A 15,545-nucleotide genomic window follows, 5' to 3' on the forward strand; every position below is an offset into this window, starting at 1 on the left:
TCGGCGAAGGCTGAGCCGATGACGTTCTCGATGCTGCTGAAGCTGTCGCCCGCGGCATCGCCGCCCGAGGTGGTGCCGGTCGTGAGGCTGAGCGAGACCGCGGCGGCCGAGGCGGCATAGGAGGCGGTGTCGCTGCCGTTGCCGCCCTGCAGCACGTCGGCGCCGCCGAGGCCCTGGAGCGTGTCGTTGCCGTCGCCTCCGGCCAGGACATTCGCCGCGGCGCTGCCGGTCAGCGTGTCGGCGAAGGCCGAGCCGACCAGGGTCTCGATGCCGGACAGGGTGTCACCCGCGGCGTCGCCGCCCGCGCCGGTCCCGTTCAGCAGGTTGACCACGACCGCGGCGGCCGAGGCGGCGTAGGAGGCGGTGTCGCTGCCGGCGCCGCCCTGCAGGGAGTCCGCGCCGGCACGGCCCGAGAGCGTGTCGTCGCCGGCGCCGCCGTCCAGGGCATTCGCCCCTGCATCGCCGCTGATCGTGTCGGCGAAGGCTGAGCCGATGACGTTCTCGATGCTGCTGAAGCTGTCGCCCGCGGCATCGCCGCCCGAGGTGGTGCCGGTCGTGAGGCTGAGCGAGACCGCGGCCGCCGAGGCGGCGTAGGAGGCGGTGTCGCTGCCATTGCCGCCCTGCAGCACGTCGGCGCCGCCGAGGCCCTGGAGCGTGTCGTTGCCGTCGCCCCCGGCCAGGACATTCGCCCCGGCCTGGCCATCGATCGCGTCGGCGAAGGCCGAGCCGATGACGTTCTCGATGCTGCTGAAGCTGTCGCCCGCGGCGTCGCCGCCGGTCGCGATGTTGGTCGAGAGGCTGAGAGTGACGGCCGCGGCGGAGGCGGCATAGGAGGCGGTGTCGGTGCCGGCGCCGCCCTGCAGCGTGTCGGCGCCGCCGCGGCCCTGGAGCGTGTCATTGCCGTCGGACCCGACCAGGACGTTGTCCCCGGCATCCCCGGTCAGCGTGTCGGCGAAGGCCGAGCCGTAGAGCCTCTCGATGCCGGCCAGCGTGTCGCCCTGGGCATCGCCGCCCGTGCCGGTGCCGTTGACCGTGACCACGACCGCGGCCGCCGAGTCGAGGTAGGAGGCGATGTCGTCGCTGCCGTTGCCGCCCTGCAGCGTGTCGGCGCCGCCGAGGCCGATGAGCGTGTCGTCGCCGTCGCCGCCGTCGAGCACATTGGCCCCGGCATCGCCGGTCAGCGAGTCGGTGAGGGCCGAGCCGGTCAGGTTCTCGATGCCGGACAGGATGTCGCCCGCGGCGTCGCCCAACGAGGCGGCGCCGTTGACCGTGACCACGACCGAGAACGCCGAGGCCGCGTAGGAGGCGGTGTCGATGCCGTTGCCGCCCTGCAGCACGTCGGCGCCGCCGAGGCCCTGGAGCGTGTCGTTGCCGTCGCCCCCGGCCAGGACATTCACCCCGGCATCGCCGGTCAGCGTGTCGTTCAGGGCCGATCCGGTCAGGTTCTCGATGCCGGTCATGGTGTCGCCCGCGGCGTCGCCGCCCGAGGCGGCGCCGTTGACCGTGACCACGACCGCGGCGCTGGACCCGGCGTAGCTGGCCGTGTCGGTGCCGGCGCCACCGGTCAGCGTGTCGGCCCCGGCGCCACCCTGGAGCACGTCGTCGCCGGCGCGGCCGGTCAGCGCATTGGCCGCGGCGCTGCCGATCAGGGTGTCGTTGAGGTCCGAGCCGATGACGTTCTCGATCGCCGCCAGCGTGTCGCCCTGGGCGTCGCCGCCCGTGCCGGTCCCGGTCAGCAGGTTGACCGTGACGCCCGCGGCCGAGGCGACGTAGTTGGCGGTGTCGATGCCCGCGCCGCCATCCAGCGCGTCCGCCCCGGCGCCGCCGGCGAGCGTGTCGTCCCCGCCGGCGCCGGAGAGGGCGTTGGCCCCGGCGTCGCCGATCAGGACATCGTTGAAGTTCGAGCCGGAGAGATTCTCGATGCTGTCGAAGCTGTCGCCTGTCGCATCGCCGCCGCTCACGGCGGTGTTGGCAAGGTTGATCCCGACGCTCGCGGCGGAGGCGATGTAGTTGGCCGTGTCGCTGCCGGCCCCGCCTTGCAGGACGTCCGCACCGGCGCGGCCCGCCAGCACATCGTCGCCGGCGCCGCCGGCCAGGACATTCGCCCCGGCGCTGCCGTTGATCACGTCGGCGAAGGCCGAGCCGGTGGCGTTCTCGATGCTGCTGAAGCTGTCGCCCGCGGCATCGCCGCCCGACCCGATGTTGCTCGTGAGGTTGAGGATGACGCCCGCGGCGGAGATGGCATAGGAGGCGGTGTCGGTGCCGTTGCCGCCCTGCAGCACATCGGCGCCGCCGAGGCCCTGGAGCGCGTCGTTGCCGTCGCCGCCGGCCAGGATGTTGGCTGCGGCGCTGCCGGTCAGCGTGTCGGCGAAGGCCGAGCCGACCAGGGTCTCGATGCCGGACAGGGTGTCACCCGCGGCGTCGCCGCCCGCGCCGGTCCCGTTCAGCAGGCTGACGGCGACCGCCGCGACCGAGCCGGTGTAGTCAGCGGTGTCCGTGCCGTTGCCGCCGTTGAGGGCGTCGGCCCCGGCCCCGCCGTGGAGCGTATCGTCACCGTCGCCGCCGTTCAGCGCATTGGCCGCGGAGCTGCCGGTCAGGGTGTCGTTCAGGGCCGAGCCGGTGGCGTTCTCGATGGATGTCAGCGTGTCGCCCGCGGCGTCGCCGCCGGAGACGGCACTCGTCAGCAGATTGATCGACACTGCCGCGGCCGAGCCGGTGTAATCGGCGGTGTCTGCCCCATTGCCGCCGTTGAGGGCGTCGGCCCCGGCGCCGCCGCGGAGCACGTCGTTGCCGTCGCCGCCGGCCAGGACGTTCGCCGCGGCGCTGCCGACCAGCGTGTCGTTGAGGGCCGAGCCGATGACGTTCTCGATCGCCGCCAGCGTGTCGCCCTGGGCGTCGCCGCCGGTGCCCGTGCCGGTCAGCAGGTTGACCGCGACGGCCGCCGCCGAGCCCGTGTAGTCGGCAGTGTCGGTCCCGTTGCCGCCGTTGAGGGCGTCGGCCCCGGCCCCGCCGCGGAGCGTGTCGTCACCGTCGCCGCCGGTCAGCACATTGGCCGCGGCGCTGCCGATCAGCGTGTCGTTGAAGGCCGAGCCGATGAGGTTCTCGATGGCCGCCAGCGTGTCGCCCTGGGCATCGCCACCCGTGCCGGTGCCGGTCAGGAGGTTGACGGTGACGCCTACGGCCGAGGCGGCATAGGTCGCCGTGTCGATGCCCGCGCCGCCCAACAACGTGTCCGCCCCGGCGCCGCCGACGAGCAGGTCGTCCCCGCCGGCGCCGTCGAGGGCGTTGGCCCCGGCATTGCCGGTCAGGGTATCGGCGAGGTTCGAGCCGGTGATGTTCTCGATGCTGTTGAAGGTGTCGCCCTCGGCATCGCCGCCCGTCGCGGTGTTGGCGGCGAGGCTGATCGTGACGCCCGCGGCGGACGCGACATAGTTGGCCGTATCGCTGCCGGCCCCGCCCAGCAGCGTATCCGCGCCGCCGCGGCCCGCGAGCACGTCGTCGCCGGCGCCGCCATCCAGGACATTCGCCCCGATACTGCCATTGATGGTGTCGGCGAAGGCCGAGCCGATGATGTTCTCGATGCTGTTGAAGCTGTCGCCCGCGGCATCGCCGCCCGTCGCAGTGTTGGTCGACAGGCTGACCACGATGCCCGCCGCCGAGGCGGCATAGGAGGCGGTGTCGATGCCGTTGCCGCCCTGCAGCGTGTCGGCACCGCCGAGGCCAATGAGCGTGTCGTTGCCGTCGCCCCCGGCCAGGACATTGGCCCCGGCGTCGCCGGTCAGCGTGTCGTTGAGGGCCGAGCCGGTGATGTTCTCGATGCCGGACAGGGTGTCGCCCGCGGCGTCGCCGCCCGACGCGGCGCCATTGACCGTGACCACGACCGCGGCCGCCGAGGCGCCATAGGAGGCCGTATCGCTGCCGGTCCCGCCTTGCAGGTTGTCCGCGCCGCCGCGGCCCGCCAGCAGGTCGTCATCGGCGCCGCCGTTCAGGACATTCACCCCGGCATCGCCATTGATCGTGTCGGCGAGGGCCGAGCCGGTGACGTTCTCGATGCCGCTGAAGCTGTCGCCCTGGGCGTCGCCGCCCAACGCGATGTTGGTCGAGAGGCTGACTGCGATGCCCGCGGCGGAGGTGACATAGGTGATCGTGTCGGTGCCGGCGCCGCCGATCAGCGTGTCGGCCCCGGCGCCGCCGTTGAGCAGGTCGTTGCCGTCGATGCCGTCGAGGATGTTGGCCCCGGCATCGCCGGTCAGGCTGTCGGCCTGGTTCGAGCCGGAGAGATTCTCGATGCTGTTGAAGGTGTCGCCGGCGGCATCGCCGCCCGAGGCGGTGTTGGTGGCGAGGTTGATCGTGACGCTGCCGGTCGCGATGTAATAGGCCGTGTCGCTGCCGGTCCCGCCGCGCAGAACGTCCGCGCCGCCGCGGCCCGCCAGCTGGTCGTCGCCGGCGCCGCCGTCCAGGATATTCACGCCGGCATCGCCGTTGATGTTGTCGGCGAGGGCCGAGCCGAGGATGTTCTCGATGCTGTTGAAGCTGTCGCCCTGGGCATCCCCGCCCGTCGCGGTGTTGGATGAGAGGCTGAGATTGACGGCCGCGGCCGAGGAGGCATAGGAGGCGGTGTCGATGCCGTTGCCGCCCTGCAGCACGTCGGCGCCGCCGAGGCCCTGGAGCGTGTCGTTGCCGTCACCGCCGGCCAGGATGTTGGCCGCGGCGTCGCCGGTCAGCGTGTCGGCGAAGGCCGAGCCGACCAGGGTTTCGATCGCCGTCAGCACGTCGCCCTGGGCGTCGCCGCCCGCGCCGGTCCCGTTCAGCAGGTTGACCACGACCGCGGCCGCCGAGGCGGCGTAGGAGGCGGTGTCGCTGCCGGCGCCGCCCTGCAGGTTGTCGGCGCCGCCGAGGCCCTGGAGCGTGTCGTTGCCGTTGCCGCCGGCCAGGATGTTGGCCCCGGCGTCGCCGGTCAGCGTGTCGGCGAAGGCCGAGCCGACCAGGGTCTCGATGGCCGTCAGCACGTCGCCCTGGGCGTCGCCGCCCGTGCCGGTCCCGTTCAGCAGGTTGACCACGACCGCGGCGGCCGAGGCGGCGTAGGTGGCGGTGTCGCTGCCGAGCCCGCCCTGCAGCGTGTCGGCGCCGCCGAGGCCGATGAGCGTGTCGTCGCCGCCGCCGCCGTCGAGCACATTGGCCCCGGCATCGCCGGTCAGCGTGTCGGCCTGGGCCGAGCCGGTCAGGTTCTCGAAGCCGGCCAGGGTGTCGCCATCGGCGTCGCCGCCCGAGGCGGCGCCGTTGACCGTGACCACGACCCCGGCCACCGAGGCGCCATAGCTCGCCGTGTCGGTGCCCGCGCCGCCCTGCAGCGTGTCGGCACCGGCGCGGCCCTGGAGCGTGTCGTTGCCGGTGCCGCCGTCGAGGATATTGACCCCGAGGCCGCCGATCAGGACGTCGGCGACGGCCGAGCCGATGAGGCTCTCGACGCTGCTCAGCACGTCGCCCTGGGCGTCGCCCCCGGCGCCGTTGCCCGTCGTCAGGTTGACGGTCACCCCGGCACTGGACGCGGCGTAGGTCGCCGTGTCGGCGCCGAAGCCGCCGCTCAGCGTGTCGGCCCCGGCACCGCCGTCGAGCACGTCGCCGCTGCTGCCGCCCTGGAGGACGTTGCCCCCGGCATCGCCGGTCAGCACGTCGGCCTGGTTCGAGCCGGTGACGCACTCGACGCTGATCAGCGTGTCGCCCTGGGCCTCGCCGCCGGTGGCGACGCCGGTGGCCAGGTTGACGGTTACCCCGACAGCGGAGCCACCATAGGTGATGGTGTCGAAGCCGCCCTCGCCGTTCAGCACGTCGCCGAACTGGCCACCTTCGAGGATGTCGTTGCCGCCCCCGCCGTTCAGCGTGTCGGCGCCGCCGGAAACGTTGATGCCGGCATAGCTGTCGCCGTACAGGGCGTCGGCGCCATTGCCGCCATTGAGCGTGTCGTTGCCGTTGTACCCGGCCAGCGTGGTGTTGCTGTTCAGGACGGCGGTCAGGACGTCGACGAACATCGAGCCCAGCGCCGCCTCGAAGCCGGAGAGGGTGACGCCCCCGGTCGCGGTCCCGGTGGCCAGGTTGATGGTGATGCCCGAGCCCCAGACGCGAGCGTCGATGAGGTCCCCGGCGCCGGAGCCGCCGATCAGCGTGTCGGCGCCGCCGCTGATCTGGATGTAGTCGCTGCCGGCGCCGCCGTCGATCGTGTTGGCCCCGTTGTCGCCGGCGATCTGGTCGTCGAAGGCGCTGCCGATCAGGTTCTCGAAGCCGCTCATCTGGTCGCCGACGGCTTCACCGAAGCTGCCGAAGGAGTTCAGCGCCACCCCGACGGCCGAGGTGGCGTTGGCATAGCTGAGCGTGTCGATGCCGCCGCCGCCGTTCATGACGTCCTGGCCCAGGCCACCCCAGATGATGTCGTTGCCGCCGAGGCCGGAGAGCGTGTCGTTGCCGGCGAGGCCATTGATGATGTCGACGCCGTCCGGATTGGCCGGATTGCCCGGATCGGTCCCGGTGAGGATGTCGTTGCCGGCGGTGCCGTTGAGGGTCTGGGACACGGGTCGTCCTCCTGCCTTCGGGGCGCCACCGCCGAATTCTGCAGGAGCGGCCGAGCTGTGAATGCGCCCGGCTGGCCCGGGACTCAGAATGGTAAAATTTTAGCAGACGTTTTGCATATTCAGGTAGGACAAAATCGTCAGGATTGATCGTTTATTGCTTCTACGCGCGCGGTCGGGCAGCGGGATTTCGGGCATATCGCGTTGCCTCTCCCGCCTGGCGGGGCCTTTTCGGAATAAGAGAGCCCGCTCCTTTTTAGTCCCCCCTCCCCTTGCGGGAGGGGGGCAGGGGGAGGGGGCTGCGCGCGTCCGCGCGCGAATGCGCAGAAAACAGGTGGGACGGCCAGAGCCGGATGCCAGAGTTCAGGCCGGTCTTGACGGCGAAAACCCCCTCCCCCTAGCCCCCTCCCGCGAGGGGAGGGGGGACTCTCATTTCCTGCGTTCGATGCCTTTGCCAGGCCCAAGAGACATTCTGAATCGGTCTCGCAAGCGTCCGCTTTCGGGAGCTGCGCGGACGGCCGCCGCGGGACCGGGACGTTACTGCGCGTGGGCGGCGACGGTGCCGCGGTCCTGCGAGCCCAGGGCCTGGGCGTAGAGGGCCGGGTCGCTCAGCAGGTCGATGGCGACCTGGAGGTCGAGGTCGGCGTCGTGCACCTGCCAGGGGCAGGCGGCGCGCACGCGGCGCAGCGCCGCGTCGTCGTCCGGCGCCTGGAAACGCTCCGCCGCCACATCGGCCATGCGCGGCAGCTGGCCGGCGCGGAAGGCCTGGATCAGCGCCTTGGCGTCGGTGCCGGTGCCGCTGGTGCAGATGGTCGGCAGGATGCCCTGGCGGTGCCAAGTGTAGCCGGACGGCGCGTAGATCCGGCTCCAGGTCAGGAACAGCTCGCCATCGTTCGGCAGCCGGGTCACGGTCTGGACGCTGCCCTTGCCGAAGGAGGTGGAGCCGACCAGGATCGCCCGGTCGGCATCCTGCAGCGCCGCGGCCGTGACCTCCGCCGCCGAGGCGGAATGGCCGTCGACCAGCAGGGCCAGCGGCAGGTGGCCGGAGATGTCGCCGTCGCGGGCGCTGAAGCTCTGGTCGCTGTCCGGGTTGCGGCCGCGGGTCGAGACGATCTGGCCGTGGTCCATGAACATGTCGGCCAGCGCCACCGACTGGTCCAGCAGGCCGCCGGGATTGCCGCGCAGGTCGAGGACGACGCCGCGGGCCTTGCCATTGAGGCCGCGCAGCAGCCCGGTCACGGTGTTGCGGACCGCGGCGGCGGCGGTGGTGTTGTAGCGCAGCAGCTTGACGATGATGACGTTGTCGCGCACCTCGCTGCGCACCATGTTCTCGATCACCTTGGCGCGGGTCATGCTGACGGTGCGGCTGCTGCCCTTGGGCTCGCGCACGGTCAGGTCGACCTTGGTGCCGACCGGGCCGCGCATCAGGTCAGCGATCTCGTCGACCTTCGCATCCCCCACCGACACGCCGTCGATGGCGACGATCGCCGAGCCCTTCAGCAGGTTGGCGCGCGCGGCCGGCGTGTCCGGGAAGACGTCGCCGATCACCGGCCGGCCCTGCTCGTCCTGGCTGAGGGCGATGCCGACGCCGGTGTAGCCGTCGCGCTGGGCGCGGTCGTCGCGGGCGCGGTCCGGGTTGACGTAGCGGGAATAGGGGTCGAGATCGGCCAGCAGCGCGTCATAGACCGCCTGATAAGCCATCTCGCTGCCGGCGGAGGCGACCTTCGGCGACGCCAGCGAGGCCGAGTCGAGCGTCGAGGCGACCAGCGTGCCCCAGTCATAGGCGGCATCGGACCCGGGCGAGTCGAAATCCCCGACCACATGGCCGGCGCGGACCAGCTGCACCCGGCCGCCGTCGCGGCGGGCGCTGAGCGTGTCGTCGAGCTTGGACAAGCCGTTCAGCCCGTCCAGCGCCAGCGTCCCGAAATCCTCCTTGACCAGATAGACTTCCTGGATCCGGTCGAAGCCGACGGTGAACACCGAGGGGTCGGCGAAATGGCCGCCGTCGCGGGACTGCGCGTCGGCCTCGGGGGCCGGAGACTCCGGGGCGGAGGCGAGGCAGCCCGACAGCACCAGCAGCGCCGCAACAACCGCCGCCAACCGCTTCTGACGAAACACTTAATGGAACTCCGGGCCCGAGCTTTTCACGCCCACTCTATGCCAGGTACTTGACAGGAAAAAGGCATTATTGCAGCGCAGCAGGGCTGCGTTCAACGCCGAGGCCCGCGCGGCGGCCCGGACCCTGGTTTCCGGCCGGATCGGGGGCCTGATCGCATCCCGATCCGAGGGGGGCCCCGGCGCCCCTGTTCCGGCAGCGGCGGCAGGCCTTCGACATCGGCGCCATGGCCGGCATCGACCAGGGCGAAGACGGTGCTGCCGGTCAGCGGATCGGCCTCGGTGACGCGCACCCGAACCCGGGCGCCCAGCCGGAACACGCGGTTCCAGCGCCGGCCGACCAGGGCGTGGGCCGCCTCGTCATGGTCGTAATAGTCGTCCGGCAGGGTCGAGATCGGCACCAGCCCGTCGGCGCCCGATTCGTCCAGCTTCACGAACAGGCCGAATTTGGCGACGCCGCCGATCCGGCCGGGCAGGATCGCGCCGATCCGGTCCGACAGCCAGCTGGCCAGGTACCGGTCGACCGCGTCGCGCTCGGCCTGGGCGGCGCGGCGCTCGGTGACCGAGATGTGGCTGCCGATCTCCTCCAGCCGCGACAGCTCCTCGTCGGTGGCGCCGTCGGTGCCGAGATGCAGCAGCCGGATCAGGCCGCGATGCACGGTCAGGTCGGCATAGCGGCGGATCGGCGAGGTGAAATGGGCGTAGCGGGGCAGGGCCAGGCCGAAATGGCCGAGATTGTCCGGGCTGTACACCGCCTGGGCCTGGGCCCGCAGCACCATCTCATTGACCATCGGCTCTTCCGGCCGGCCCACCGCCCGCGCCAGGATCTGGCCAAACACCCGCGGCCGCATCACCTGGCCGAGCGACAGGGTGTAGCCGAGCGGCTCCAGGAACTCCTTCAGCGACTCGACCCGGACGCGGTCGGGCTGGTCGTGTACCCGGTACAGCGCCGGCAGGCTCTTGTCGCTCAGCGTCTCCGCCGCCGCGACATTGGCGGCGATCATGAACTCCTCGATCAGCTTGTGGCTGTCGAGCCGGGCCCGGATTCCGATCGAGGCGACGCGGCCATCCTCGCCCAGCTGGACCTTGCGCTCCGGCAGGTCGAGCTCCAGCGTGCCGCGCTTGTCCCGCGCCGCCAGCAGCGCCTGATAGGCGCCGTACAGCGGGGCGATCACCGGCTCCAGCAGCGGGCCCGTGGTCTCGTCCGGCTGGCCGTCGCGGGCGGCCTGCACCTGCTCATAGGTCAGCCGGGCGGACGACCGCATCAGCCCGCGGCGGAAGCGGTGGCGCACGAGGCGGCCATGCTGGTCGATCCACAGATCGGCGGCCAGGCAGGCGCGGTCCTCGTCTGGGCGCAGCGAGCACAGCCCGTTCGACAGCGCCTCCGGCAGCATCGGCACGACGCGGTCGGGGAAGTAGCAGGAATTGCCGCGCTCGAAGGCGTCGCGGTCCAGCGGCGACCCCGGCGGCACGTAATGGGCGACGTCGGCGATGGCGACGATCAGGTGCCAGCCGCCGGGATGATCGGGGTCGGGCTCGGCCCAGACCGCGTCGTCGAAGTCGCGGGCGTCGGCGCCGTCGATGGTGACCAGCGGGATCCGGCGCAGATCGACCCGGTTGCCCAGCGCGGCCGGCTCGGCGGCTTCGGCCTGGGCCAGCGCCTTGGGCCGGAAGTCGGTCGGGATGCCGGCGGTATGAATGGCGATCAGGCTGATCGAGCGCGGATCCTCGGCGTCGCCGTAGCGGGCGGTGACCACGGTGCGGCGCGGCCCGAGGCGATCGGAGGCCTCGACCAGCGCCTCGACCAGGTCGCCATCCTTGGCGCCGCCGGTGTCGCCCTCGCGCACCGGCCAGGTGTCGCGGGCGCGCTTGTCGGCCGGGACGATGCGGGCCTGGCCGTCGCGGCCACGGCGGAACACGCCGACGACCCGGACATCGGCCTGGTTCTCCAGCCGGCGCATGGTGCGGCCGGTCCAGCTGCCGTCCTCGTCCTGCTGCAGCCGCGCCAGCACCCGGTCGCCGACCGCCAGCGCGCCCTGGCCGCGGCCCTCGGCCGCCATGGCGATGCGCGGCGGCGGCTCGTCCTCCTCCCAGCGGATCGGCTGGGCCAGGGCCTCGCCGTCGGCGTCGATGGCGACGATGCGCAGCACCGCGACATTCGGCAGGGCCGCGGCGCCCGGTGCCCGCATGCGGCGGCCGCGGCGCTTCTCCAGCTGGCCCTCCTCGGCCATGTCCTGCAGCAGCTGCTTCAGCCGCACCCGGTCGTCGCCGGTGATGTGGAAGGCGCGGGCGATCTCGCGCTTGCCGACCGTGTCGTCGCGCGACTTCAGGAACTCGGCGATCTGCTCGCGCGTCGGGAACGGCTTGGCCGCCTTCTTGCCCTTGCCCAGCGGCGTCTTGGCCGGGACGACGGTCTTGACGACCTTCTTCCGCTTGATCGGCCGGCGGACCGGCGGCTTGCGGTTGGGCGGTTCGTTCATGGGGTGGGAGCCGCGGCAATACAGATGGCGGGCATCCGAACAGATTGCCTCTCCCGCTTGCGGGAGAGGTCGGACATCCGAAGGATGTCCGGGTGAGGGCATAGCGGCCTCTCCGAAAACACCACTTTGCCAGGAGTGAGCGCGTGATCCGCCCGGTCCTGAAACAGCGATCCCGGTGTCGCGGCCGAGCCGCCCTCACCCGGTCTCGCTGCGCGAGCCCGACCTCTCCCGCAGGCGGGAGAGGCAACAAGACATGCCTGCAGGGAATGCCGATCGAGCCGGCTGAGAGAACCCCCTCCCCCTAGCCCCCTCCCGCGAGGGGAGGGGGGACTCAAATAGATTCGGTGGATGGGGGAGGAGGCTATGGTCACTCCGCGGCCTTGCCCTTGCGGGCGGTGGCTTTCTTGGGGGCGGATTTCGCCTTGGCCGGCGCTTTCTTCGCGGTCGCCGCCTTGGCCGGAGCCCGGCCGCGGCCGCCCTTGGCGGGACCCTTCGCCGCCTTGGCGGCCAGCCACTCGATCGCCTTTTCCACCGTCACCGCCTCGGGCTCGACGCCGCGGGGCAGCGAGGCCATGACCTTGCCGTGGCGGACATAGGGGCCGTAGCGGCCGGCGAACACCTTGATCGGCTCGCCGCCATCGGGATGCGCCCCGACCTCGCGCAGCGGCTCGGCGCTGGGCCGGGCCTTGGCGGCGTCGGCGGCCAGCAGGTCGACGGCGCGGTTCATGCCGATCTTCAGCACATCCTCTTCCGGCGGCAGGTTCTTGTACTTGTCGCCATGCTTCAGATAGGGCCCGTAGCGGCCGATGCCAGCCAGGATCGGCTCACCCGATTCCGGGTGGCGGCCGATCTCGCGCGGCAGCGACAGCAAGGCGAGCGCCTCCTGCAGCGTCATCGCCATCGGGTCCTGCGCCTTGGTCAGCGAGGCGCGCTTCGGCTTCTCGCCCTTGGCCGCCTCGTCCTTCGGCCCGAGCTGGGCGTAGATGCCGTAGGGGCCCTTGCGGATCGACACCGGCAGGCCGGTCTCAGGATCGTCGCCGAGCAGGCGCGGCAGGGCCGAGTCCTCGGCGCCGCCGTCCTCGCCCGGGGCGCCGAGCGGCCGGGTGAAGCGGCATTCCGGATAGTTCGAGCAGCCGATGAAGGCGCCGGTGCGGCCGAGCTTCAGCCCCAGCCGGCCCTTGGCGCAGGACGGGCACAGCCGCGGGTCGGTGCCGTCGCCCTTCGGCGGGAACAGATGGTCCGACAGCGCCTCGTCCAGGGCCGAGATCACGTCGCCGATCTTGAGGTCCTTGGTGCCCTCGATCGCGGCGTGGAACGCGGCCCAGAAGTCGCGCAGCACCTGCTTCCAGTCGAGCTTCCCGCCCGAGATGTCGTCGAGCTGCTCCTCCAGCTTGGCGGTGAAGTCGTATTCGACGTAGCGCTTGAAGAAGTTCTCGAGGAAGGCGGTGACGATGCGGCCGCGGTCCTCCGGGATGAAGCGCTTCTTCTCCAGCCGGACGTACTCCCGGTCCTGCAGCACCTGCAGGATCGAGGCGTAGGTGGAAGGGCGGCCGATGCCGAGCTCCTCCATCCGCTTGACCAGGCTGGCCTCGGTGAAGCGCGGCGGCGGCTGGGTGAAATGCTGCTCGGGGGTGGTCTTGCGGCGGTCGACAGCGTCGCCCTTCGCCATCGCCGGCAGGCGGCGCTGGCTCTCATCGGCATCTTCCCCGGGGGCCACCGGGTCGTCGCGGTCCTCCTGGTAGACCTTGAGGAAGCCGTCGAAGCGGATGACCGTGCCGACGGCCCGGAACACCGCGGTCTGGCGGGCATCGGCGACGTCGACGATGGCCTGGTCCATCACCGCCGATTCCATCTGGCAGGCCATGGTCCGCTTCCAGACCAGCTCATACAGCCGCAGCTCCTCGCGCGACAGGGCGCGGGACACCTCCTCCGGCCGGCGGCGCAGGTCGGTCGGGCGGATCGCCTCATGCGCCTCCTGGGCGTTCTTGGCGGTCGATTTGTAGACCCGCGGCTGGGGCGGGACGTAATTCTGGCCGTACATGCTGCCGATCGCCTGGCGCGCCTGGGCGATGGCCTCGCCGGCCAAGGTCAGGCCGTCGGTCCGCATATAGGTGATCAGGCCGACGGTCTCGCCGCCGATGTCGACGCCTTCGTACAGGCGCTGGGCGGTGCGCATGGTCTGGGTCGCGCTCATCCCCAGCTTGCGCGACGCCTCCTGCTGCAGGGTCGAGGTGGTGAAGGGCGGGGCGGGATGGCGCCGCACCTGCTTGGTCTCGACCGAGGTCACGGCGAAGGCCAGCGGGTCGATCGTGGCCACCGCGGCCCGGGCCGAGGCCTCGTCCGGCAGGTCGAACTTGTCGAGCTTGCGGCCGTTCAGATGGGTCAGCCGAGCGGTGAACTCCTCGCCCTTCGGGGTGCGGAACACCGCCTCGATGCTCCAGAATTCGCGCGCCCGGAACCGCTCGATCTCCAGCTCGCGCTCGCAGATCAGCCGCAGCGCCACCGACTGGACGCGGCCGGCGGAGCGGGAGCCCGGCAGCTTGCGCCACAGCACCGGCGACAGGGTGAAGCCGACCAGATAGTCCAGCGCCCGGCGGGCCAGATAGGCCTCGATCAGCTCCTGGTCCAGGTCGCGCGGATGGGCGACGGCGTCGAGGATGGCCGATTTGGTGATCTCGTTGAAGGTGACCCGGCGGATCTCGACGTCCTTCAGCCCGCGGCGGTCGCGCAGCAGCTGCTGGACATGCCAGGAGATGGCCTCGCCCTCGCGATCCGGGTCGGTGGCCAGCAGCACGCGGGTGACGTCCTTGGCGGCGCGGGCGATCTCGTCCATGCGGGACTTGCCGCGGTCGGCCAGCTCCCAGTCCATGGCGAAGTCCTCGTCGGGCCGGACCGACCCGTCCTTGGCCGGCAGGTCGCGGACATGACCGAAGCTGGCCAGCACCGTGAAGTCGCGGCCGAGATATTTATTGATCGTCTTGGCCTTCGCGGGCGACTCGACGATGACGAGGGTCTGGTCTGCCAAAGCGCCACACTCAATCTTTACGACGGCGTCGCCGGAGGGGCGGCGCCAGGAAAACCACGCCGCGCCGCGGGGCGCTGCGTCAAAGCAGACTGATCCGGTTGCCGGGCTGGCGCTCGATCCGACCGGCGAGTTCGAGCTCCAGCAGCACGGTCAGCACCACCGGCGGAGACAATTGGCAATCGCGCAACAGTTCGTCAACCGCCGTTGGCGTCGGCGACAGCCGTTCCAGCACCTCGGCCATCGCCCGGGCGCGGTCGGCCTCGGCCCCGTCGCCGCCCTGCGGGACGGCAATGGAGAAGGGGCGAGGGGCCATGGGCGACGGTTCCCGCAGCAGCGGGGCGGAGATCTGCGGCGCCAGCGCCTCGAGCACATGCTCGGCCGATTCGACCAGGGTGGCGCCGCCGCGGATCAGCCGGTTGCAGCCCTGGGCGCGGGGGTCGAGCGGCGATCCCGGCACCGCCAGCACCTGTCGGCCCTGCTCGGCGGCCATGCGGGCGGTGATGAGCGAGCCGGAGCGCAGCGCTGCCTCGATCACCACGATGCCGAGCGACAGGCCGGAGATCAGCCGGTTGCGGCGCGGGAAGTGGCGCGCGGTCGGCTGGGTGCCGAGGGCGCATTCCGCCACCGCCAGCCCTGATTGGCCGAGGCGGTCGTACAGCCCGGCATTCTCCGGCGGGTAGACGATGTCGAGGCCGCCGGCCAGCACCGCCAGCGTGCCGGTGGCGAAGGCGCCCTCATGTGCCGCGGTATCGATGCCGCGGGCGAAGCCGGAGACCACGGTGAAACCGGCCTCGCCCAGCTGCCGCGCCATGTCATGGGCGAAGCGGCGGCCGTTGAGCGAGGCGTTGCGTGCCCCGACGATGCCGACCATCGGCCGGGCCGCCAGATCGCCGCGGCCCAGCAGCGACAGCACCGGCGGTGCGTCCTCGATCGCGGCGAGAAGCTCGGGATAATCGGGCTCGCAGACGGCGACGAGGCGGCCGCCGATCCGGGCCAGCGCCTCCAGCTCGCGCTTCGCCTCGGCGACGGAGGGGGGCTTCAGCCCGGCCCGCCGGCCGCCGCGGCGCGACAGCTCCGGCAACGCCTCGATCGCGGCGGCGGCCGAGCCGTAGCGGTCGATCAGGGCATTAAAGGTGATGGGCCCGACGGCATCGGTCCGGGCCAGGCGAAGCCAGTCCAGCCGTTCGGCTTCGCTCAAGGGTCGCCGGGGCGTCGTCATCCCGCCAGCTTCGCGGCTGGGCGCCGGCCGGGTCAATCGGCAATTGGGCCGGGAGGGAGCATGCCTCCCTCAACTGTCATGCCCGGGCTTGACCCGGGCATCCAGGTAATGTCGAAGCCGCTCCGGGTGGCCCCCTGGATTGC

General features: G+C 71.8%; 4 protein-coding genes and 1 pseudogene. All 5 read right to left on the bottom strand.

Going from position 1 to position 15,545, the window contains the following annotated elements; translation table 11 throughout:
- A pseudogene (locus AB4Z01_RS22865) lies at nt 1–6,566 on the bottom strand (hypothetical protein); the annotation flags it as partial.
- A gap of 534 nt (nt 6,567–7,100) precedes the next feature.
- Entirely contained in the window at nt 7,101–8,681 is a 1,581-nt protein-coding gene (locus AB4Z01_RS22870; RefSeq protein WP_441697897.1) for a S41 family peptidase, read from the bottom strand.
- Between the two features lie 92 nt (nt 8,682–8,773).
- The gene (gene rnr, locus AB4Z01_RS22875) at nt 8,774–11,158 is read right to left on the bottom strand and encodes a ribonuclease R (protein WP_441697898.1); all 2,385 of its coding nucleotides are present in this window, start codon (nt 11,156–11,158) and stop codon (nt 8,774–8,776) included.
- 367 nt (nt 11,159–11,525) lie between these two features.
- Complete coding sequence (gene topA, locus AB4Z01_RS22880) at nt 11,526–14,183, bottom strand: type I DNA topoisomerase (RefSeq protein WP_441697900.1); 2,658 nt, start codon at nt 14,181–14,183, stop codon at nt 11,526–11,528.
- Between the two features lie 79 nt (nt 14,184–14,262).
- A complete protein-coding gene (gene dprA, locus AB4Z01_RS22885; RefSeq protein ID WP_441697902.1) occupies nt 14,263–15,402 on the bottom strand; it encodes a DNA-processing protein DprA in 1,140 nt (379 codons plus the stop codon).
- Between the last annotated feature and the right edge of the window lie 143 nt (nt 15,403–15,545).

The sequence above is a fragment of the Inquilinus sp. YAF38 genome, from assembly GCF_052113205.1.
Lineage (GTDB): Bacteria > Pseudomonadota > Alphaproteobacteria > DSM-16000 > Inquilinaceae > Inquilinus.